Source organism: Enterobacter sp. D2, assembly GCF_034427575.1.
Classification (GTDB): domain Bacteria; phylum Pseudomonadota; class Gammaproteobacteria; order Enterobacterales; family Enterobacteriaceae; genus Enterobacter; species Enterobacter cloacae_M.
On record NZ_JAXQPP010000001.1, the window covers coordinates 1,537,286 to 1,558,175 of the forward strand.

19 protein-coding genes and 1 pseudogene are annotated in these 20,890 nt (G+C 57.1%); 6 read left to right on the forward strand and 14 right to left on the reverse strand.

Annotation, left to right across the window (positions count from 1 at the left end):
• Positions 1–3: 3 nt before the first annotated feature.
• From SPG90_RS07455 to SPG90_RS07490, 8 genes and pseudogenes are all read right to left on the reverse strand, one after another.
• Positions 4–891 carry an ABC transporter substrate-binding protein gene (locus SPG90_RS07455; RefSeq protein ID WP_164554882.1) on the reverse strand — a complete coding sequence of 296 codons (888 nt, stop codon included), beginning with the start codon at positions 889–891 and terminating at the stop codon, positions 4–6.
• Positions 892–900: 9 nt separating this feature from the next.
• On the reverse strand, positions 901–1,674 hold the full coding sequence (locus SPG90_RS07460; protein ID WP_023335851.1) for an amino acid ABC transporter ATP-binding protein: 774 nt from the start codon (positions 1,672–1,674) through the stop codon (positions 901–903).
• A complete protein-coding gene (locus tag SPG90_RS07465) occupies positions 1,658–2,584 on the reverse strand; it encodes an amino acid ABC transporter permease (protein ID WP_045400006.1) in 927 nt (308 codons plus the stop codon). The genes SPG90_RS07460 and SPG90_RS07465 overlap by 17 nt, the downstream gene beginning before the upstream one ends.
• A 9-nt stretch (positions 2,585–2,593) precedes the next feature.
• Entirely contained in the window at positions 2,594–3,103 is a 510-nt protein-coding gene (locus SPG90_RS07470; protein WP_032656866.1) for a GNAT family N-acetyltransferase, read from the reverse strand.
• 9 nt (positions 3,104–3,112) lie between these two features.
• Positions 3,113–5,376, reverse strand: a pseudogene (locus SPG90_RS07475) (NtaA/DmoA family FMN-dependent monooxygenase).
• Positions 5,377–5,392: 16 nt separating this feature from the next.
• Positions 5,393–6,514, reverse strand: coding sequence for an amidohydrolase (locus tag SPG90_RS07480; protein WP_045400018.1), 1,122 nt, complete (start codon positions 6,512–6,514; stop codon positions 5,393–5,395).
• The gene (locus SPG90_RS07485; RefSeq protein WP_045400021.1) at positions 6,511–7,512 is read right to left on the reverse strand and encodes an LLM class flavin-dependent oxidoreductase; all 1,002 of its coding nucleotides are present in this window, start codon (positions 7,510–7,512) and stop codon (positions 6,511–6,513) included. The genes SPG90_RS07480 and SPG90_RS07485 overlap by 4 nt, the downstream gene beginning before the upstream one ends.
• 110 nt (positions 7,513–7,622) lie before the next feature.
• Positions 7,623–8,162, reverse strand: a complete 540-nt coding sequence (locus tag SPG90_RS07490) for an AAA family ATPase (RefSeq protein ID WP_045400195.1) — start codon at positions 8,160–8,162, stop codon at positions 7,623–7,625.
• A gap of 345 nt (positions 8,163–8,507) precedes the next feature.
• Here SPG90_RS07490 and SPG90_RS07495 point away from each other — a divergent pair, with 345 nt between their 5' ends.
• Positions 8,508–10,043, forward strand: a complete 1,536-nt coding sequence (locus tag SPG90_RS07495; protein WP_126303399.1) for a methyl-accepting chemotaxis protein — start codon at positions 8,508–8,510, stop codon at positions 10,041–10,043.
• On the opposite strand, the gene SPG90_RS07500 is transcribed toward SPG90_RS07495, so the two are convergent.
• Positions 10,040–10,438 carry a cupin domain-containing protein gene (locus SPG90_RS07500; RefSeq protein ID WP_023311976.1) on the reverse strand — a complete coding sequence of 133 codons (399 nt, stop codon included), beginning with the start codon at positions 10,436–10,438 and terminating at the stop codon, positions 10,040–10,042. The genes SPG90_RS07495 and SPG90_RS07500 overlap by 4 nt on opposite strands.
• Positions 10,439–10,550: 112 nt before the next feature.
• Here SPG90_RS07500 and SPG90_RS07505 point away from each other — a divergent pair, with 112 nt between their 5' ends.
• Both SPG90_RS07505 and ansP read left to right on the forward strand, forming a co-directional pair.
• Positions 10,551–11,465 carry a LysR family transcriptional regulator gene (locus tag SPG90_RS07505; RefSeq protein ID WP_045400026.1) on the forward strand — a complete coding sequence of 305 codons (915 nt, stop codon included), beginning with the start codon at positions 10,551–10,553 and terminating at the stop codon, positions 11,463–11,465.
• Positions 11,466–11,769: 304 nt separating this feature from the next.
• Positions 11,770–13,266, forward strand: a complete 1,497-nt coding sequence (ansP, locus tag SPG90_RS07510) for an L-asparagine permease (RefSeq protein ID WP_163353873.1) — start codon at positions 11,770–11,772, stop codon at positions 13,264–13,266.
• Between the two features lie 51 nt (positions 13,267–13,317).
• Here ansP and SPG90_RS07515 read toward each other — a convergent pair whose 3' ends face one another.
• Entirely contained in the window at positions 13,318–14,379 is a 1,062-nt protein-coding gene (locus SPG90_RS07515) for a YncE family protein (protein ID WP_126303401.1), read from the reverse strand.
• A 242-nt stretch (positions 14,380–14,621) separates the two neighbouring features.
• On the opposite strand from SPG90_RS07515, the gene pqqU reads away from it, so the two are divergent.
• Positions 14,622–16,736, forward strand: coding sequence for a TonB-dependent receptor PqqU (gene pqqU, locus SPG90_RS07520; protein ID WP_023311980.1), 2,115 nt, complete (start codon positions 14,622–14,624; stop codon positions 16,734–16,736).
• A gap of 119 nt (positions 16,737–16,855) precedes the next feature.
• Here the strand turns inward: pqqU and SPG90_RS07525 are convergent, their stop codons facing one another.
• The 3 genes from SPG90_RS07525 to SPG90_RS07535 form a co-directional block, all read right to left on the reverse strand.
• Positions 16,856–17,524 carry a GntR family transcriptional regulator gene (locus SPG90_RS07525; protein WP_023311981.1) on the reverse strand — a complete coding sequence of 223 codons (669 nt, stop codon included), beginning with the start codon at positions 17,522–17,524 and terminating at the stop codon, positions 16,856–16,858.
• Between the two features lie 254 nt (positions 17,525–17,778).
• A complete protein-coding gene (locus tag SPG90_RS07530) occupies positions 17,779–18,819 on the reverse strand; it encodes an NADP-dependent oxidoreductase (RefSeq protein ID WP_047741953.1) in 1,041 nt (346 codons plus the stop codon).
• Positions 18,820–18,884: 65 nt separating this feature from the next.
• Complete coding sequence (locus SPG90_RS07535; protein ID WP_023311983.1) at positions 18,885–19,460, reverse strand: helix-turn-helix domain-containing protein; 576 nt, start codon at positions 19,458–19,460, stop codon at positions 18,885–18,887.
• A 148-nt stretch (positions 19,461–19,608) separates the two neighbouring features.
• Here SPG90_RS07535 and SPG90_RS07540 point away from each other — a divergent pair, with 148 nt between their 5' ends.
• Both SPG90_RS07540 and SPG90_RS07545 read left to right on the forward strand, forming a co-directional pair.
• A complete protein-coding gene (locus tag SPG90_RS07540) occupies positions 19,609–20,127 on the forward strand; it encodes a GNAT family N-acetyltransferase (protein ID WP_047174487.1) in 519 nt (172 codons plus the stop codon).
• Positions 20,124–20,573, forward strand: coding sequence for a DMT family transporter (locus tag SPG90_RS07545; protein WP_047174488.1), 450 nt, complete (start codon positions 20,124–20,126; stop codon positions 20,571–20,573). Before SPG90_RS07540 ends, SPG90_RS07545 begins: the two co-directional genes overlap by 4 nt.
• A 3-nt stretch (positions 20,574–20,576) precedes the next feature.
• On the opposite strand, the gene SPG90_RS07550 is transcribed toward SPG90_RS07545, so the two are convergent.
• On the reverse strand, positions 20,577–20,810 hold the full coding sequence (locus SPG90_RS07550) for a YdcY family protein (RefSeq protein ID WP_047174489.1): 234 nt from the start codon (positions 20,808–20,810) through the stop codon (positions 20,577–20,579).
• Positions 20,811–20,890 lie beyond the last annotated feature (80 nt).

The window sequence follows — 20,890 nt, forward strand, 5'->3', positions numbered from 1 at the left end:
CCATTAGTAGGTTATCCCAGGCGGGTTGACCTCCGACTGCGCCACCGCTTCGCCCTGCTCGCCCCAGCGCGCCAGCACCTTCTGGTAATCACCCCGCTTAATCGCGCCGTCCAGCGCGGCCTGCAGCGCGTACACCAGCTCATTGCCCTTTTTGGTGGTGGTCGCGACATAGGCTTTTTTCGGCCCTAAACCGACGACGCGGGTTTTGCCCGTGAGCGCTGCCTTATAGGCCGATACCGACTGCGGACCAAAGAACACGTCCGCCCTGCCGGACTGAATATAGAGATTGCCCGAGGCATCGTCGTGGAGATAGACCGGCAGCGCAGGCGCCCTTCCCGCCTTTTTGTTCTCTTCGTTCCAGCCCAAAAGGATGCGTTCCTGATTGGTACCAGAGCCGACGATCACCTTTTTCCCGGCCAGATCTTCCGCGCTTTTGATTGACTGGATCTCGCTGGTGGATTTCACCGAAAACGCCAGCGAATCGACGCGGTAGGTCGCAAAATCAAACTTCTCTTTACGCTGTTCGGTCACCGCAATGTTCACCAGCGCCACGTCGTAGCGCCCGGAGGCGATCCCCAGCGGCCAGTCCTCCCACGCCGTCGGCACCAGCTTTAGCTTCAGCCCCAGGCTGCCCGCCAGCAGGCGGGCAATATCCGGGTCGCTGCCGATCCGCGTGCGGTTATCGCTGGCCAGCAGCGCCAGCGGCGGAGAATTCAGCGCCGAAACGGCGACCGTGAGCGTACCCGGCTCAACGAATTTGTAATTGGCGGGGATCTTCGCCACGGCCTGGGGATCGACCGTCACCGGCAGAGGCTGCTCGTTGGCTTTCAAATTAATGCTGGCGTGGCTCACCGTCGTGAAGATCAGCCCCGCCAGAAGTCCGTATTTCATTGGCGCTCCTTACAGCACTTTTGACAAGAACTGGCGCGTTCGCGCATGTGACGGACGGTTTAATACCTCGTCACTGCTTCCCTGCTCGACGATTTTTCCGTCGACCATAAACACCACCTGATCCGCCACTTCCCGGGCAAAGCCGATCTCGTGCGTCACCACCACCAGCGTGGTGCCGGACCGGGCCAGCTTTTTGATCACGTCCAGCACTTCCCCCACCAGCTCCGGATCCAGCGCCGAAGTGGGCTCATCAAACAGCATCACGCGGGGACGCAGCGCCAGCGCGCGGGCAATGGCGATACGCTGCTGCTGCCCGCCGGAAAGATGGCGCGACCAGGCATCGGCTTTATCCCGCAGCCCAACCACGTCCAGCAGGCTGTACGCCCTTTCCACCGCCTCTTTTTTGCTGAGCTTTTTATGCGCGATGGGCGCCTCTATCAGGTTTTCCAGCACCGTGAGATGCGGAAACAAATTGAAGTTCTGGAACACATAGCCCACGTTGACGCGCTGTTTGAGGATTTCCTTCTCCTTCAGCTCATAGAGCTTGTCGCCCTGACGGCGATAGCCGATGTAGTCCCCGTCGATCTGGATAAAGCCTTCGTCAACGCGCTCCAGGTGGTTAATAGTGCGCAGCAGTGTCGATTTACCGGAGCCCGACGGCCCGAGGATCACCGTCACGGACCCGGGCGGGATCTCCAGCGAAACGTTGTCGAGCGCCTTATGGCGACCAAAAAACTTGCTGACGCCGGTAATCGAAATGTGTCCTTCAGGAGAGGCTTGCATGGACGGGCTCCTGTGCTGGCGTGGTGGTGACAGAACGGGTGCGACGGGCGGCACGGTTCTGATTAACGGCAGAGCGGCGTTCGCTGCGGGCAAGCGCGCGTTCGACGCCATACTGAATAGCGGACAGGACGGTGGTGATCGCCAGGTACCACGCGGCACCGACCATCAGCAGCGGGATCACCTCCTGCGTGCGGTTGTAGATCATCTGGATGGTATAAAACAGCTCCGGCATCGCCAGGACGTACACCATCGCCGTGCCCTTGGCGAGGCTGATGATTTCATTGAACCCCGACGGCAGAATGGTGCGCAGCGCCTGAGGCAAAATGATGCGCACCGTGCGGCGCCAGGCGGGGAGGCCCAGCGCGGCGGCGGCCTCATACTGGCCGTGATCGACCCCGAGGAAACCACCGCGAACGATCTCGGCGGTATAGGCGCTCTGCACCAGGGTGAGCCCCACCACGGCGGTAGAGAACTGCCCCAGCACGTTGATGGTTTCAAAACTGCCCCAGGTAATACCGGTAAACGGCACGCCGAGCGAGAGCGTGTCGTAGAGATAGGAAAAGTTGTACAGGATAATCAGCACCACGATCAGCGGCAGCGACCGAAACAGCCAGATATAGGCCCACGCCAGGCTGCTCAGCAGCCAGGATGAAGAGAGTCTCGCCAGCGCCAGCATGCCGCCAAACACCACGCTCAGCGCGGTGCCGATCAGCGTCAGCAGCAGGGTCTGCCCGACACCTTCAAGGATCACCGGGTCAAAGAACCAGCGGGCAAACACCGCCCACTCCCAGCGCGGGTTAAAGGCCACAGACTGAATCACGACCGCCAGGACAAACAGCGCCACCGCGGCGCCGACGGCCCGCAGCGGATAACGCGCCGGGACCACCTTAATGGTTTCAACGTTGCTCATCGTCGTTCCTCATGCGGTTTTACTGAACGCTTCGCGTACCAGCGTTTTGGTGAAGCGCAGCCGGCCGTCAAACGGCGGCTGGCTGTACTCTTCCGGATCGCGGTTCAGATCGAACTGCGCCTGATAGCCCTGGCTGAGATAGAGCCGTACCGCTTCCGGCTGGCGAAAGCCGGTTGTCAGGTAAATTTGGCTGTATCCTGCCAGCACCGCCCTGCGCTCGAGCTCCTGCACCACGCGCCCGGCAAGCCCCTGCTGACGCAGGGTTTTGTCCGTCCAGATGCGTTTGATTTCCGCGGTGCGTTCGTCGAAAGGTTTGTACGCGCCGGTGGCGATAATCTTCCCGTCGCGCTCCAGAACGATAAACAGCCCCTGCGGCGCTAAATACCATTCGGTGAGCTCAACCTCCGCGTCTTTGGAGAAGTAGTCCCCGTAGCGGGCGGCATATTCACCGAACAGCCCTTCGATAATGGGCTGAAGCTCGGCGTCTTCCGGGGAAACATCACGAAATCGTTCGCTCATCACGCCTCCTTAATCGCCCAGGCCAGCCGGATTCACTTCTGACTGAGGAATACGCTCAACGCCTTCCCCCCAGCGGTTCAGAACTTTGTCGTAGTCGCCGTTTTTGATGACGCCGTTCAGCGCGGTTTGCACCGGCTCAACCAGCCCGCTGCCTTTCTTCAGCGTGACCGCGATGTGCGCCGCCTTCGGCCAGCCGCCGTCGACGCTACCCACCAGTTTGGTTTTCCCGTTCAGCGCCGCTTTCCAGGCGCCAATCACGTTCGGACCAAAGTAGGCATCCGCGCGCCCGGACTGCAGCGCCAGCGTTTGTGCCGCATCGTCTTTGGTGTAGATCGGAGTAAAGGGCTTCAGCCCCTTCTTGAGATTTTCGGCATTCCAGGCCAGCAGGATGGCCTCCTGGTTGGTGCCGGAGCCGACGATAATCCGCAGCCCGGCGATGTCCTCAGCCTTCTGCAGCGACTTGATCGGGCTGGTTGATTTCACGTAGAACCCGAGGGAATCTTTGCGGTAGGTGGCAAAGTCAAATTTCTCTTTACGCTCTTTGGTGACGGTAATGTTGCTGATGGCGGCATCATATTTCCCGGAGGCCACGCCCAGCGGCCAGTCTTCCCAGGAGGTCGGCACCACGTTTAGCTCCAGCCCCAGGCTGTCAGCGACCAGACGGGCGACGTCCACTTCACTCCCTAACAGCGTTTTGTTGTCATCGGAAAACACCGTCAGCGGCGGTTGATTGAGGCCCGCCACCGCCACGGTAAATTTCCCCGGGACGGCAAAGCGATAGTCTTTCGGCAGCTGTGCCACCGCATCGTTGTTTTTGACGGTATTAACCGGCGTTTTATTGGCCTCGATGCTCACGCCGGTGCCGTTAATATTCACATTCACTGCCCAGACGGCAGGGGAAAAGGCCAGCGCGAGCGCCAGAATAAGCGTTGTTTTCTGCATAGCGGGGTTCTCTTTTATTGTTGTGTGTATTGGTTTCCAGGTTCGTCTAAACCCAAACTTTCGCGCAGCGTGGTGCCCGGGTAGTCGGTACGGAACAGGCCGCGCGCCTGTAAAACAGGCACCACCTGGTCAACAAAGCGCGGGAAGGTGTCCGGCGTGCCGCCCTGAATGATGAAGCCGTCTGCGGCATAGCCTTCAAACCAGGCCTGCAGGCCGTCGGCCACCTCTTCCGGCGTACCGGAAAAGCGCGGGCGAGGCGAAGCGGCTTCAAGCGCCACCTGACGCAGGGTTAAGCTGCGCTCGCGGGCGTTACGCTTAATTTCATCGGTGGTGCTGCGGAAGCTGTTTTTGCCTAAGTCGCCGATATCCGGGAACGGCTCGTCGAGCGGATACTGGCTGAAATCGTGATGCTCGAAATAGCGTCCGAGGTAGTTGAGGGCATCGTTAATCGACACCAGCGCCGCCGTGGTTTGATACTGGTTTTCCACGTCATCGGCGTCTTTACCCACAATCACGCTGACGCCCTGGAAAATATGTAAATCCGACGCGCGGCGTCCGTTACTTTCCAGCTGCTGCTTCACGTCGCGGTAAAAGGCTTTCGCTTCGTCGAGCGTTTCGTGATGGGTAAAATTGGCGTCGGCATGTTTCGCCGCCAGCTTTTTCCCGTCGTCCGACGCGCCTGCCTGAAAGACAATCGGCCGCCCCTGTGGCGTTCGCCCAATATTAAGCGGACCGGCGACCTGGAAGAAATCACCGCGGTGGTCCAGGGTATGCAATTTTGCCGGGTCAAAAAACTGACCGCTCTCTTTATTGCGCACAAAGGCGTCGCCTTCCCAGGAATCCCACAGCCCTTTCACCACGTCGAGATACTCATCCGCAATGCGATAGCGCAGCGCGTGCTCGGGGTGTTTTTCGCGAGAGAAGTTCTTTGCTGATCCTTCCAGCGGGGAAGTCACCACGTTCCAGCCCGCGCGCCCGTTGCTCAGGTGATCGAGGCTGGCGAACTGGCGCGCCGTAGTGAAAGGCTCGCTGTAGGAGGTGGATAAGGTTCCCACCAGCCCCAGGCGCGAGGTGATGCTGGCGAGAGCGGATAACACCGTCAGCGGTTCAAAGCGATTTAAAAAATGCGGGATCGATTTCTCGTTGATATAGAGACCGTCGGCAACGAATAAAAAATCGAGTTTGCCCTCCTCCGCCTTTAACGCCGTCGCTTTGACGAAATCAAAATTGATGCTGGCATCGGCGACGGCCTCAGGGTGACGCCAGGCGGACATATTTCCGGATGCACCATGCAAAATGGTCCCCAGCCGCAGTTGACGATGTGCAGACATATTCACCTCTTAAGAATTAGACGTGTTGCAGGGCTTTTTCCGCAAGCTGTGCAAAATAGCGGGCAGCGGGCTCAATTAATGCTTCATCCGGATTGAATGCCGGATGGTGTAAACCGTACGGGCTTTTGCTGCCGATGCTGACAAATGCCCCAGGGATATGCTGCAGATAGACCGCGAAATCTTCCCCGCCCATATGCAGCTCGGCGTGCCGGGTTTCGTAGCCTGCTTCTCTGGCGACCGAGGTGGCGAAATCGGCCCAGCGCTCGTCGTTCACCAGCGCGGTGGGCCCGGCATACCAGGTGATGTCAATCTGCGCGCTAAAGGCGCTGGCAAACCCGGCGGCGATTTCGCCCACGCGGGCCTTCACATTCTGCTGCACTTCCGTGCGGTGGGTGCGCAGCGTGCCTTCCAGCTCGACGCTTTCCGGCAGCACGTTCCAGGTGTTACCGCCTGCAATGCGCGTCACGCTCAGCACCACCGAGTCCAGCGTGTTGACGTTGCGGCTGGCGACGCTTTGCAGCGCCGTTACCAGCTGGCTCGCCAGCACGATGGCGTCGTTGCCTTCGTGCGGACGCGCGGCGTGCGCGCCCTTACCGGTAATGCGGATCACGAAGCGATCGACGTTGGCATAAAACGGCCCGCCGCGGGTAGCGAACTCACCGACCGGCAGGCCGGGCTCGTTATGCATGCCGAAGATGGCGCTGACGTCACGCAGGGCACCGGCCCGAACCATGCTCTTCGCACCGCCAAAGTTCTCTTCGGCAGGCTGAAACAGGATCCGCACCCGGCCGTTAAGCGACGCTTCCCGCTCTTTCAGCTTTAACGCGGCGCCGAGGATCACGCTGGTGTGGATATCGTGTCCGCAGGCATGCATTACGCCTGCACGCTGGGAGCTAAACGGCACGCCGCTGCGCTCTTCAATCGGCAGGGCATCAATATCTGCGCGCAGCGCAATCAGTTTGTTGCCCGAGCCGATTTCCGCCACCAGCCCGGTCGACAGGTCGTAAGGCTGCGGAGTAATCCCGGCATTCGTCAGCCACTGGCGCAGGCGCGTTGTGGTCTCCACTTCCTGGCCGGAGAGCTCCGGGTTCTGGTGCAGCTCGCGACGCCAGGCAATCAGCTGTTCGCCAAAGCTCATACGGTGACCTCCTTGTTAAGACGCGCCTCGGCAAGCAGGCGCAGCGACGCGACGCGCGTTGCCCCCTCCGCTACCGGCGTGTCGATGATAAATTCGTCAATACCCCACTTTTCATGCAGGGCGTTAAGCTGTTCGAGCACCGACTCAGCCGTACCCGCCAGCAGCGACTGCGCCCGACGTGCAATGCGCACCGGCTCGCTGCCCGCCTGGCGCGCAAAGGCGTAGGCCTGCTCTTCGCTGGCCACGGTGACACGCTGGCCGTTTGCCAGCTCAACGCCCCACACTTCAACCTTCTGCGCCAGGGCTTCCGCCTCTGCCTGCGTCGGCGCGACAATCGCCTGTACCGCCACAATCACGTCCCGCGTGCTGTTCTTACGCCAGGTCGAGACCACCTCGCGCAGCAGCTCAGGGTCACCGTTCAGATGCGCGGCAAACACAAAGTGCCAGCCGAGCCCGGCGGCCAGCAGCGCGCTATCGATACTCGCGCCCAGCAGGAAACCCTCTGCAGGCAGCGGCGGCAGCGGCGTGGCGCGAACGGCCTCTTCATGAGACTGATGCTCAGGACGGATCCAGCGATCGAGCTGGGCCAGCTGTTCGGCGAAGCTGCCCTTTTCCAGTTGATTCAGACCCTGCTGAAGCGCGCGGGTTGAGAGCGGCAGCCCGCCGGGGGCTTTTCCGACGCCGAGATCCACGCGGCCGGGCGCCAGCGCGGCCAGCACGTTAAAATTCTCGGCGACTTTATAAGGGCTGTAGTGCTGGAGCATCACGCCGCCGGATCCGACGCGGATGCGCGTTGTCTGCCCGAGGATCCAGGCAATCAGCAGCTCCGGCGAGGGGCTGGCAAGATGGGGAGTGTTGTGGTGTTCGGCAATCCAGAAGCGGTGATAGCCCAGATTTTCTGCCTGCTGCGCCAGCGCCAGCGTACGCGCCAGTGCATCGGCAGCCGTTTCGTTTTCAGCGATGGGGCTTTTATCCAGAATGCTGATTCGCCATGACATGTTGCGTTCTCGTTTGACTTAACATGTCGACATTATTAAAGGCGCATTTCACCACTGAGAAACAATTAATTTACATTTAGTTTGCCGGAAATCAGATATATAAAACCATGCTAAGAATAAGACTTTAAGTCGGCAATCAGCGTTTTCCCCTGCTCGCGCCGGGTAATGCGGACGAAGCGAATATGCCCATACTGCGGGTTTTGCAGATCGGCTTCATAGCGCGTGCGGTTGTTACGCCAGGTTTTCATCGTCCAGATGAGAATGGACTCTCTGCTGAAGAACGCGCGCCGGAAACTCTCTTTGTTCCCGGTTCCGGGCCAGAGCTCTTGTTTATGCCAGGCGCGTTTGACTGCCCTGTTGACGGCCTGCCAGAGGGTGCGTGCAAAGCCATAATCGACCCATACCACAACGTCGACGTCACGCCATTTCACCGGGCGCGTGCGGTTATAGTTGCCGTCAAGCACCCAGTCTGGCGAAGCCTGTAGCGCCTGCTCCAGCTTTTCCTGAAACACATCGTCCGGCGTTCCCTGCCAGTCAGGCCGCCAGTAGAGTCTGTCCATCTCGATATAGGGAATAGCCAGTTCGGTCGCAATCTGCTTCGCCAGAGTGCTTTTTCCGCTCCCGCTGGTTCCGATGACGTTAATTTTCACCTCAGCCTCACTGTAATAACGAAAACTGACCAAATCATAGCGTTTTCATCCTGTTAACGAAACTCTATTTCAGCATGGCAATTTATCCTGAGAGACGATCTCCCTCTTTCAGTTTGGGTTATGTCGTTTATTTGCTGCGACTCCAGAATACGCTCCTGAAAATATTTTCATTTTTATTACATTCGCCAGCATTAACAGATTAAAAATAATGAACAACGGGTATTTCAGGCAGTCATAATTTCAGACAGAATATGCAGCAGAGCGTTATATAAAAATAATCACATTTATCATGCCGGAGCATTTTCCGGGCATTTTTTATTCTTGCACATCATCATGGAGTTACTCATGAGGCGTAACAGTTCCGTTACACAAAACGAGTATTTACTTAACGATGGTTCGACGTTAATGTCGACCACCGATACCAAAAGTCATATTACCTATGCTAATTCCGCTTTTATTGAAGCCAGCGGATATAAAGAAGAACACCTTCTGGGTGAGCCGCATAACCTCATCCGCCATCCCGACATGCCTGCCGAAGCGTTTGGCGACATGTGGTATACCCTGCAGCAGGGTGAGACCTGGACGGGGCTAGTGAAGAACCGTCGTCATAATGGCGACCACTACTGGGTGCGGGCCAACGTGACGCCGGTCTGGCAGGGTGGATCCCTGACGGGCTATATTTCCGTGCGAAATATACCCGCACGGGAAGAGATTGCGGCCAGTGAAAAACTGTATGCAAAAGTGCGTAATAACGAATTAAAACATTACCGCTTTTATAAAGGGTTACTGGTTCGGCGCGGTTTATTTTCGTTTATGTCGCTCTTTAAATGTCTCAGCACCAGTAAACGCATCCACCTGGGTATTGCGACGACGGCGTTACTCTCCTGCCTGGCGGTGTATTTATTCCCTGATAAACTTATGCAGTCGGGAAGTCTGGCGCTTCTGTTTATTGCCCTGACCTATTATCTTCATGCGCAGATCGCCCGTCCGGTAAAATCTATTGTGCAACAGATGCAGCGCGTGGTTTCAGGACGTAAAACGGACTATTACCATTTTGACAGGATCGACGACATCGGGCTGATGATGCGCCTGGTGAATCAATCAGGCTTGAACCTGAATTCGCTGGTTGACGATGTCGGGGCGCAAATCAGCGGGATTGGCACCATCAGCCAGCAGGTCGCGAAAGAAGGTGCGGCGCTGCAAACGCGTTCAGAAGAGACCGCAGACTTTCTGCAGCAAACCGCGTCAGCAGTGGAAGAGATCGCCAGCGCGGTGGAGCAGACGGCAGAAACGGCTAAAGAAGCCACGGAGATGGCGGATCGCACCCGCGACAGCGCCCACCGCGGTGAAGCGATGATGAAAGAGACCATCGGTATGATGCAATCCGTGTCGCAGGATAACAGCCAGATCGTCGATATTATCAGCGTTATCGATCGTATCGCCTTCCAGACCAACATTCTTGCGCTGAATGCGGCCGTGGAAGCGGCGCGTGCGGGTGAAGCCGGGCGCGGTTTTGCCGTGGTGGCGGCTGAGGTGCGCAATCTTGCGCAGCACTCCGCGACGGCGGCGAAAGAGATCAAAGCGCTGATTGAGAAAAACGTCGCCAGCGTCAACGCAGGCGTAGAGAAGGTAGAACAAACCGAAACGCAGCTGACGGTCATGATCGACAACGTGCTGCGGGTCTCCTCCCTGATTAAGGAGATAGGCCATGCCACGCAGGAGCAAACCCAGGCGCTGACGCTCATCAACGCATCCATCTCCCGTATCGGCGCAATGACCCACAACAATACGGGGATGGTGGATAACGTCACTCACGCCGCGAATCACCTGACGCAGCGCACCACGCGCCTGCAGCAGGCGATTGCCGTTTTTGGCGGTTAGCCGTTCGGATACTGCTCGTCGGTGACTTTTTCCAGCCATGCAACCGGGCTGCCGTTAACGGATTCGGCGATGGCAATATGCGTCATCGCCGTTTGCGCGCTTGCGCCGTGCCAGTGCTTTACGCCGGGTGGGATCCAGGCGATATCGCCCTGATTCAATATTTCCGCCGCTTTGCCCCACTCCTGTAACCAGCCGCGACCCTGCGTCACAATCAGCGTTTGCCCAAGGGGATGCGTATGCCACGCGGTGCGCGCGCCCGGCTCAAAGGTCACGGTTGCCCCGCCGACGCTGGCAGGTTCGCTCGCCTGAAATGGCGCGTCAATGCGGACGGTGCCGGTGAACCAGGCTTCCGGCCCTTTTGCTGAAGGTAATGATCCGCTGCGAATAATTTTCATCTTATGCTCCTCGTTTACTGTTGGGTTAACAGTAGCGCAAAGCAATCCGGAGCATTAGCGTGCATAATCAGATAGGAAATATGATTGAAATTCATAAATAGAGGCAATCGCGATGCTAAAAGATAATTTCAACGACCTCCTCTCTTTTATGGTAGTCGCCCGCGAGCGCAGCTTTACGCGCGCGGCGGCGCAGCTGGGCGTCTCGCAATCGGCGCTGAGTCATGCCATGCGCAAGCTTGAAGCACGGCTCGACGTTCGCCTGTTAACCCGCACAACCCGCAGCGTGGTTCCGACACTCGCGGGTGAGCAGCTTTTTACGCGCTTAAGCCCGCATCTGCTGGAGATCGAACAGGAACTCACGGCGCTTCGCAGCGCACGCGACAAACCCGCAGGCGCTATCCGCATCGTCGCCGGCGAACACGCGATGGACGCCGTGCTCTGGCCGGTCCTGAAGGCTTTTATGGTGCAGTATCCTGAGATTAACGTCGAAGTGACGGTAGATAACGGCCTGACGGATATCGTGGATGGCCGTTTCGACGCGGGAGTACGCCTGGGTGAACAGGTGGCAAAAGATATGATTGCGGTACGGATAGCGCCGGATATGCGCATGGCCGTGGTCGGTTCCAGGGATTATCTGGCTCGCTTTGGCGTGCCGCAGACGCCGGAGCAGCTCGCTGACCACCGCTGCATCAACATGCGCCTGCCCACGCGCGGCGGACTGTATCACTGGGAATTTGAACGCGACGGGCGCGAGCTTCGCGTGCGGGTTGAGGGGCAGCTTACGCTGAGCAGCCTGTCGCAGCGCATCGACGCCGCTGAGAATGGACTCGGATTAGCCTACGTGCCGGAGGCGTCGGTTCTGGAGGCGCTTAATCACGGACGGCTGGTCAGGGTCCTTGAATCGTGGTGCCCTACCTTCGAGGGATATCACCTTTATTATCCGAGCCGTCGCCAGCACACTACCGCTTTCAGGTTACTGTTAGATGCTCTGCAGCAGTCAAAATCTTTACCACCTGGTAATAATTAAGAGATTCTGATGATTAAATAATCAACCCGCCACATGTTTTGTCTAAAAACTCATCACGATTCAGCGTGTTGTGATCGCCGTCTGCTCTGACCACACGATTTCCTTCGACGTGCATCACTTTCGGCACGGTTATATTTTGCGTCGCTTATGAATTGCAGGTAGGATGCCTCGCCATGTTTCGCCTTATCCATACGCAGAATGACTGGGAAGGCGACATGTGTTTGCGCAGAAGCAATCGTTTGTATTGCGCTCTGCCAGGCAGGACTATCACGATAATGGTTCAGACAGGCAAACAGGTAACTCAATGAAAACAAGCAATAAAAGCGCAGCCGATCATCATGCTGCTAAACGTCGCTGGTTGAACTCCCACGAAGAGGGCTACCACAAAGCGATGGGCAACCGTCAGGTTCAAATGATCGCCATCGGCGGCGCTATCGGAACGGGTCTGTTTTTAGGTGCGGGTGCGCGTCTGCAAATGGCTGGCCCTGCTCTCGCCCTGGTCTATCTGGTGTGCGGGATCTTCTCTTTCTTTATTCTTCGTGCGCTGGGCGAACTGGTACTGCATCGCCCTTCCAGCGGAAGCTTCGTCTCTTACGCCCGTGAATTCCTCGGTGAAAAAGCGGCCTACGTTGCGGGCTGGATGTACTTCGTCAACTGGGCGATGACCGGTATTGTCGATATCACCGCCGTTGCGCTGTATATGCACTACTGGGGCGCGTTTGGCGATGTGCCGCAGTGGGTCTTTGCGCTTGGCGCGCTGGCGATTGTCGGCACCATGAACATGATCGGCGTGAAGTGGTTCGCGGAGATGGAGTTCTGGTTTGCGCTGGTTAAAGTGCTGGCCATCGTGGTGTTCCTGGTCGTGGGTACCGTCTTCCTCGGCAGCGGCAAGCCGCTGGACGGCAATGCCACCGGCTTCCACCTGATAACCGATAACGGCGGATTCTTCCCGCACGGTCTGCTGCCTGCGCTGGTCCTGGTTCAGGGCGTGGTGTTCGCCTTCGCCTCCATCGAACTGGTGGGTACCGCAGCAGGTGAATGTAAAGATCCGCAGACCATGGTGCCAAAAGCCATTAACAGCGTGATCTGGCGTATCGGTCTGTTCTACGTCGGTTCCGTGGTGCTGCTGGTTCTGCTGCTCCCGTGGACTGCCTATCAGGCCGGTCAGAGTCCGTTTGTGACCTTCTTCTCTAAGCTGGGCGTGCCTTACGTTGGCAGCATCATGAACATCGTGGTTCTGACGGCAGCGCTCTCCAGCCTGAACTCAGGCCTTTACTCTACCGGCCGTATCCTGCGATCCATGTCGATGGGCGGTTCTGCGCCGAAGTTCATGTCGAAAATGAGCAAGCAGCAGGTTCCCTATGCGGGGATTCTGGCAACGCTGGTGGTTTACGTCTTTGGCGTGTTCCTGAACTATCTGGTGCCGTCCCGCGTATTTGAGATCGTTCTGAACGTGGCTGCACTGGGGATTATCGCCTCCTGGGCTTTCATTGTGGTCTGCCAGATGCGTCTGCGCAAAGCGATCAAAGAAGGCAAAGCGGCTGATGTGAGCTTCAAGATGCCGGGCGCACCTGTGACCTCCTGGCTCACCCTGCTGTTCCTGTTCAGCGTGCTGGTGCTGATGGCGTTCGACTACCCGAACGGTACCTACACCATCGCGACCATTCCGCTGCTGGCGGTACTGCTGATTGCCGGCTGGTTCGGCGTGCGTAAGCGCGTTCACGAGATCCACAGCACCGCGCCGGTTCATCACGACGGTGAAAAACACGACGCACCGCTGGTAGAAGAAACCTCGCGTTAAGCATCCGGTAAGCATTAAAAAGGGAAGGCAAATGCCTTCCCTTTTTTTATCTTACAGCGCGATACGAATTACGTCGTCAGGCTGGGTGGCTTCCTGCTGGCGAGTGGATTTTTGTTTCACCGTCACGTACAGGGTTTTGCCATCCGCAGAGAGCGCCAGGCTGTTCGGGTAGACCGGCGTGTCGAAGGTTTTGGTGACTTTATAAGATTTCGCGTTAATCACGCTCACCTTACCGGCTTCACGGTGCGTCACGTAAACCTCATTGCGCGTTGGGTTAAACAGGACGGCAAGTGATTCAGGCGCGGCGATCTTCTCCATCACGCTGCCGTCTTTCAGGCTCACCACCAGCACTTCCGGCTGTTTTGAATCGGTCAGGAACGCGCGCTGGCCGGCGGTATCGAGGCTGATGTTCAGGTAGAAGTGCTCTTTGCCGTCATCCTGCACTTTTTTGCGGCTCAGGATTTTATTGGTCGCCGTATCAATGGTTACCAGCTCGCCGTCCGCATTCGTGGTGTACAGACGTTTTGCCTGCGCATCCAGCGCCAGGCCGGTGCTGTACGTACCGGTATTGGCAATAGTCTCTTTCAGCTTCAGCGTTGCGCCATCCACCACCCAAATCACGCTCTCTTTGCCGACACCGGTGATGTAAATCGTGTTGCTCGCGTCATCCGCCACCAGCTGGCGCGGCTGCAGCGGTTTGACGGTTTCACTGCGCTGGCGATTATCGAGCACCAGTCGCCCTTTCACGTCGCCCGTTTTCGCATCGATGGCCGTCACCGCGCCGTTGATGGTGTTGCCAAACCACAGGGTTTGCGTCGCGCCGTCGAGCGTGGCGCCAAAGGGTTTGAGATCGCTGTGAATCGCCTGCGTCACGTCCAGCGTAACCGGATCAAGGCGATAGATAACTCCGCCCTTATCGGTTTTGCGGCTTTGCGAGGTCGCCACCCACAGCGCATTCTCCTGCTGGCTGACCGCCATTTCATACGCCCCTTTGCCCACCGCTTTACGCAGCACCTCTTCGGCGGCATGCACCTGGAACGTCCCGGCAAGCAGTAAAGTGGCAGACAGCAGTGACAGGCTCAGACGCGGCGAGCACAGATGACGTAAAGACATAACAATTCCTTTTCTGAAAAGAGGGGTTTGGGCTGACATCACTTCCGGCAGACAACGTCATGGCATTGTCTTTTGATAATGAGAATAGTAATCATTAATAGACTGAATGTGGAGTTTTTCTTTCGCGCTTCGCCTTTCATTAACGCAATGTGCGGTTATAGTTTTCAAAACATTTACAAAACCTTTAACATGTATGGACATGTTCCATTTGGTTCGTTTATACACCACAACCGGTTTTATTCATGAAAATCATTTCTGCCCGTAAGGCCTCTCTCCCGCTGCTGCTGGTTCCCGTTATTTTGGCGCCGCTTAGCGCAATGAGCGCGGAAGAACAAACCATGATCGTCAGCGCCACGCCGCAAACCGTATCGGAGCTCGATACCCCGGCCGCTGTCAGCGTCGTTAACGGCGATGATATGCGCCAGGCCGCGCCGCGCATCAACCTGTCTGAATCTCTTGGCAGCGTCCCGGGACTGCAAATTCAGAACCGCCAGAACTATGCCCAGGATCTCCAGCTTTCAATGCGTGGGTTTGGTGCCCGCTCAACGTTTGGCGTGCGCGGTATCCGTATGTACGTCGACGGTATCCCTGCCACCATGCCGGACGGACAGGGCCAGACCTCCAACATCGATCTCTCCAGCGTGGAGAGCGTTGAAGTGCTGCGCGGCCCCTTCTCGGCCCTGTACGGCAACGCCTCCGGAGGCGTGATTAACATCAACACCCAGACCGGGCAGCAGCCGCCAACCATTGAAGCCAGCAGCTATTACGGCAGCTACGGGACCTGGCGCTACGGCATGAAAGCCACCGGCGCGATGGGTGACGGCACCCACGCCGGGGACGTGGATTACACCGTTTCCACCACCCGTTTCACCACCAAAGGCTACCGCGACCACAGCGGCGCGCGGAAGAATCTGGCCAATGCCAAGCTGGGCGTGCGCATTGACGACGCGAGCAAGCTGACGCTGATCTTCAACAGCGTGGACATGAAGGCCAACGATCCGGGCGGGCTGAGCTATCAGGAATGGCAGAACAATCCGCGTCAGTCTCCACGCGGCGATCAGTACAATACCCGCAAGACCATCAAGCAGACCCAGGCCGGCCTGCGCTACGACCGCCAGCTCAGCGCTCAGGACGATCTCAGCGTAATGATGTACGCCGGCGAGCGTGAAATGACGCAGTACCAGTCGATTCCGTATCAGCCGCAGCTAAAACCCTCCCACTCCGGCGGCGTGATTGATATGCAGCGTCATTATCAGGGTATCGATACCCGCTGGACGCACCGCGGCGAGCTGCTGGTGCCGGTGACCTTTACTACCGGCCTGAACTACGAAAACCTGAGCGAAGATCGTCGCGGATACGAGAACTTCGTGATGAACAACGGCGTGCCGGATTACGGCGTGAAGGGTGACAAGCGTCGAAACGAACGTAACCTGATGTGGAACGTCGATCCTTACCTGCAAACCAGCTGGCAGCTGACGCAGAAGCTGTCTGTGGATGCGGGGGTGCGCTACAGCTCGGTCTGGTTTGATTCCAACGACCATTACGTTACGCCGGGCAACGGCGATGACAGCGGTGACGCGAGCTATCATAAGTGGCTCCCGGCCGGTTCCGTGAAGTATGCGGTGACGGACGCATGGAACCTCTACGCTGCCGCAGGGCGTGGATTCGAAACGCCAACCATCAACGAGCTTTCCTATCGCGCCGATAACCAGGGCGGCCTGAACATCGGCCTGCAGCCGTCCACCAACAACACGTATGAAGTGGGCAGCAAAACCCGCATCGGCAATGGCCTGCTGACCGCGGCGCTGTTCCGCACCGATACGGATGATGAGATCGTGGTGGATGCAAGCTCTGGCGGGCGTACCAGCTATAAAAATGCCGGTAAAACCCGTCGTCAGGGGGTGGAAGTCTCCCTCGACCAGCAGTTTGCTGAGAACTGGAAGCTGAAGATGGCATGGACGTATCTGGATGCCACCTACCGGACTAACGTCTGCAGCGACGCAGACTGTAACGGTAACCGGATGCCGGGCATTGCCCGCAACATGGGTTACGCCTCGTTTGGCTGGCAGCCGGAGGAAGGCTGGTACGCGGGCTCTGACGTGCGCTACATGAGCGATATCATGGCCGACGACGAGAATACGGCGAAAGCGCCGTCGTATACTGTGGTCGGGCTGAACACCGGGTACAAATTCAACTACGGCAGCTGGGGCATGGATGTCTTTGGCCGCGTCGATAACCTGTTCGATAAAGAGTACGCGGGCTCGGTTATTGTCAACGAGTCTAACGGTCGTTATTACGAGCCTGCGCCAGGCCGTAACTACGGGGTCGGGCTGTCGGTCTCTTATCGCTTCGAGTAAGCGAAAAGAAAAGTTTATCTTATTAATGAAATAACGCTCCTGATGGCAATAAACCATCAGGAGTTATTCACCAGATAAATAATTAGGGGCGGAATATAGTCGCTCTGCTAAATAATCTCTTAGTTAAAATATTGTCGCTGTAAAAGCAAATTCGCTTCATCAATCACCTTATCAATCGCCTTCTGGCAGGCAACAACATCTCTTCGCTCAAGGGCGGAAAGCAGTTCGTCATAGTGATATGTCGAGGCTTTGATGTCGTTAAGCTCCTGATGCAGATAGTTCATACAGGGCCCGATGCGCACCCAGAGCTGCTCAATTAAGGCATTAAGCGTTGGCATTTCTGCATACTGATAAAGCGTAAACCGGAAGACGCGATTCGCATGCAATGCCTGCTGGACGTTCCCGTTGCGCATGGCCTCATGAAAGGCATCCGACAATTTGCGCAACGCCTCCAGTTTGCTATCAGACATATTCTGACAGGCTGCGGCGACCGCCATCGGCTCAAGCTGCTTGCGGATGGCGTTAATCTCGTTATAGCGCTCCAGCGTGACTTCCGGAACCAGAAATGCCTGTGCCGGCGTGGCGTGTAACGCCCCTGATGACACCAGGCGCAACAGCGCCTCGCGAACAGGGGTAATACTGGTTCCTAATTTATCGGCGATCTCTTTCGTAATCAGTCGTGCCCCAGGTTTGAGTGAGCCTGTAATTAACGCTCCTTTCAAACTGTGTTCAACTTGCATGGTAAGACTGACCCTTTGGGCTTTTTCTAAGTGGTCCAAATCAAGCATGTTCAATTCCTGTAGCTAAAACTTAATGCTATTTTTAAACGCCAGTTTTATTAAAACGACGCCGGTCCGATATATCCTGTATCGTCATGCCTGGTGGTGGGAAGTATGTAAAAACATCAAAAAAGCAAAATTTGTTTTTTTATTGGTTTCGGGCCCATCCGGGATGCGGACGCGAAATGCCATGTCCGTTAATTAAAGACAATATATCGTATCTTCACAAATAAATATGGCGGGAAACCCCGCCATAGTGCCGTTTATTTATTGTCACTCGCGACGCGAATCACGACTTTGCCGAAGTTACGCCCTTCAAGCAGGCCAATCAGCGCCTCGGGCGCGTTCTCCAGCCCGTCCGTTATCTGTTCGCGATAGTGAATTTTGCCCTCCTGCACCCAGCGCCCCATCGCTTCCTGGAACTCCTTAATGCGGTGACCGTAATCCTGGCCGATGATAAAGCCCTGCATACGAATGCGTTTCTTCAGGATGGTCGCCATCAGTAGCGGCAGGCGATCCGGCCCCTCGGGCAGGCCCGTCGCATTGTAGCCGCTCACCAGACCGCACACCGGCACGCGCGCGGAGGTATTCAGTAACGGCAGCACGGCGTCAAATACTTTCCCGCCGACGTTTTCATAATAGACGTCAATCCCATTCGGGCAGGCGCGTTTCAGCTGTTCGGCAAAGTCGGCCGCGTGGTGATCCAGACAGAGGTCAAACCCGAGGACCTCAACGGCATGGCGGCATTTTTCAGCCCCACCGGCGACGCCGACCACCCGGCAACCTTTAATTTTGCCGATCTGCCCGACGGTCGCACCAACCGGGCCTGTCGCCGCGGCGACCACCAGCGTTTCACCCGCTTTTGGCTGCCCGATATCCAGCAATCCCATATAGGCGGTAAAACCCGGCATGCCCAGAATACCCAGCGCCCAGGAAGGATGTGACGGATTTTCGCCCAGCTTCACCAGGCCGCTGCCGTCCGAGAGTTCATATTCCTGCCAGCCGCTGTAGCCCAGCACCCACTCCCCGGCTTTGAAGTCGGGATGATTTGACTGCTCAACGCGGCTAACCGTTCCCCCCACCATCACCGCGCCCAGCTCAACCGGCGGTGAATAGGATGGCGCATCGCTCATGCGCCCCCGCATGTAAGGGTCCAGCGACAGCCAGACGGTGCGCAGCAAAAGCTGTCCCTCAGCCGGGGCGGGAACAGGCTGCGTTTCGAGACGAAAATTTTCCGCGACCGGCGCACCCTGCGGACGAGAGGCCAGTACCCAGCGGCGATTTTGCGAAACAGGTTGATTCATCGGGATCTCCTTCTGGTACAAATGTCATTACAGCCTGGCTCACGATCGGCGTTATCGCATTAGCATTACGAGGCAGACTGGTTAAGCCGTACAACCAGATAGATGCAGGTTTCATTCGTTTCGTTGATGAACCTGCAGTCATTTGGCGGCCCCAGCTCGAGACAGTCTCCGGCGTGCATTTCGTGGCGCGTATCGCCCTCCTGAAACACCAGCTCGCCGGACTGGAGCCAGATAAGCTGACGTGCCAGCGCGTAAGAAGATGCAGGCATCGGAACATCGCTGCCCGCGGGCAGTTCAACCTGAACAAGGTCGATGGGCAGATCGGTGCGGGGAGAAACATGGCGGCGGAGATAGTGCGTCTGCGGATCTCTCCAGACGGGCTGGTTTGCAAGGCGCAGCAGCTTGCCCTCCTGCATTTCGGCCCGGGCAATAAGCGTTGACATGCTGATGCCAAACGCGCCGGAAAGGCGAGCAAGCAAGGTGGCTGTCGGGCTGCTGTCTCCGCGTTCAATCTTGTGGATCATCGCGCGCGAGACTCCTGCCCGGTCAGCAAGCTCGCTCAGGGACCATCCGCGAGACTCGCGTTCAAGGCGAATTCTTGCGCTAATCCGTTGATTCATCGTGTCTGTTATGGTGTTCATGACGTCATACTATAGTGTATGAAAGGCATTTCAATGGGCTTTTGATAACAAAAAAATATGGCTTATGCCGTAGCGTTCGGGCTATACGGTTGTGTAATATCGTAGGAATAACGTAACACTATAGTGAACAACACACAGAGGGTTAATCATGATCGTTCGTCATGCCTGCAAGGAAGACTGCGCTGCGATAGGCGAAATCTACAACCACGCGGTGCTGCATACTGCCGCGATCTGGAACGATAAAACCGTCGATACCGATAACCGAATCGCCTGGTTTGAGGCGCGCACGCTCGCGGGTTACCCGGTTCTGGTGAGCGAGGAAAACGGCGTTATCACCGGTTACGCCTCTTTCGGCGACTGGCGCGCCTTCGACGGTTTCCGTCATACGGTTGAGCATTCGGTCTACGTCCACCCGGATCATCAGGGACAAGGCATTGGCCGCACGCTGATGGTCGCGCTGATTAACGAGGCCCGCGCCATCGGTAAACACGTAATGGTGGCCGGTATTGAAGCGCAAAACCATGCCTCGATTCATCTCCATGAAACGCTTGGTTTTGTCACCACGGGGCAGATGCCGCAGGTGGGAACCAAGTTTGGCCGCTGGCTGGACTTGACCTTTTTGCAGCTGCAGCTGGACGAGCGCAGCGATCCGGACGCTATCCCATGAATCAGTCACTGACGCTAGCGTTTCTGGTGGCGGCGGGAATTGGACTGGTATTGCAAAATACCTTAATGGTGCGTATCACCCAGTCCTCCTCCACCATTCTTATCGCGATGCTGCTGAACTCTCTGGTCGGCATTGTACTGTTTGTCAGCATTCTGCTGCTGAAACAGGGCTTCGCCGGATTCAGCGAGCTGGCCGCAACGGTACGCTGGTGGACGCTTATTCCGGGGCTGCTGGGGTCGTTTTTCGTGTTTGCCAGCATCAGCGGGTATCAGAACGTTGGCGCGGCGACGACTATCGCCGTGCTGGTAGCAAGCCAGCTGATTGGCGGGCTGGTGATGGACGTGCTGAGAAGCAACGGCATTCCGCTGCGCGCCCTCATTGGCCCGGCGTGCGGCGCGGTGATGCTGGTCATCGGGGCCTGGCTGGTGGCGCGACGCCAGTTTTGATCGTTACAGTATGGTGCCGCCTTTGGTCAGCTGTTCCTCACGCGCGTCCAACTCCTCTTTATGCTGCTTACCGTGGTGCGAAATCGCGGTACGCAGACGCTGCTGCTGGGTGTAGCGATCTTCACGGCTGAGCTCAGCGTCATCGCTTAATTCGATCAGCAGTTCATTCATATGGGTAATCACGCTCTCTTCGATAGCGGCATCGACACGGGTGGTAACTTCGCTTAAATGTGACATTGTCACTCCTTGTCGTGTGCCCGGTGGCGCTACGCTTGCCGGGCCTACGGGTGCCAAATGTAGGCCGGGTAAGGCGTAGC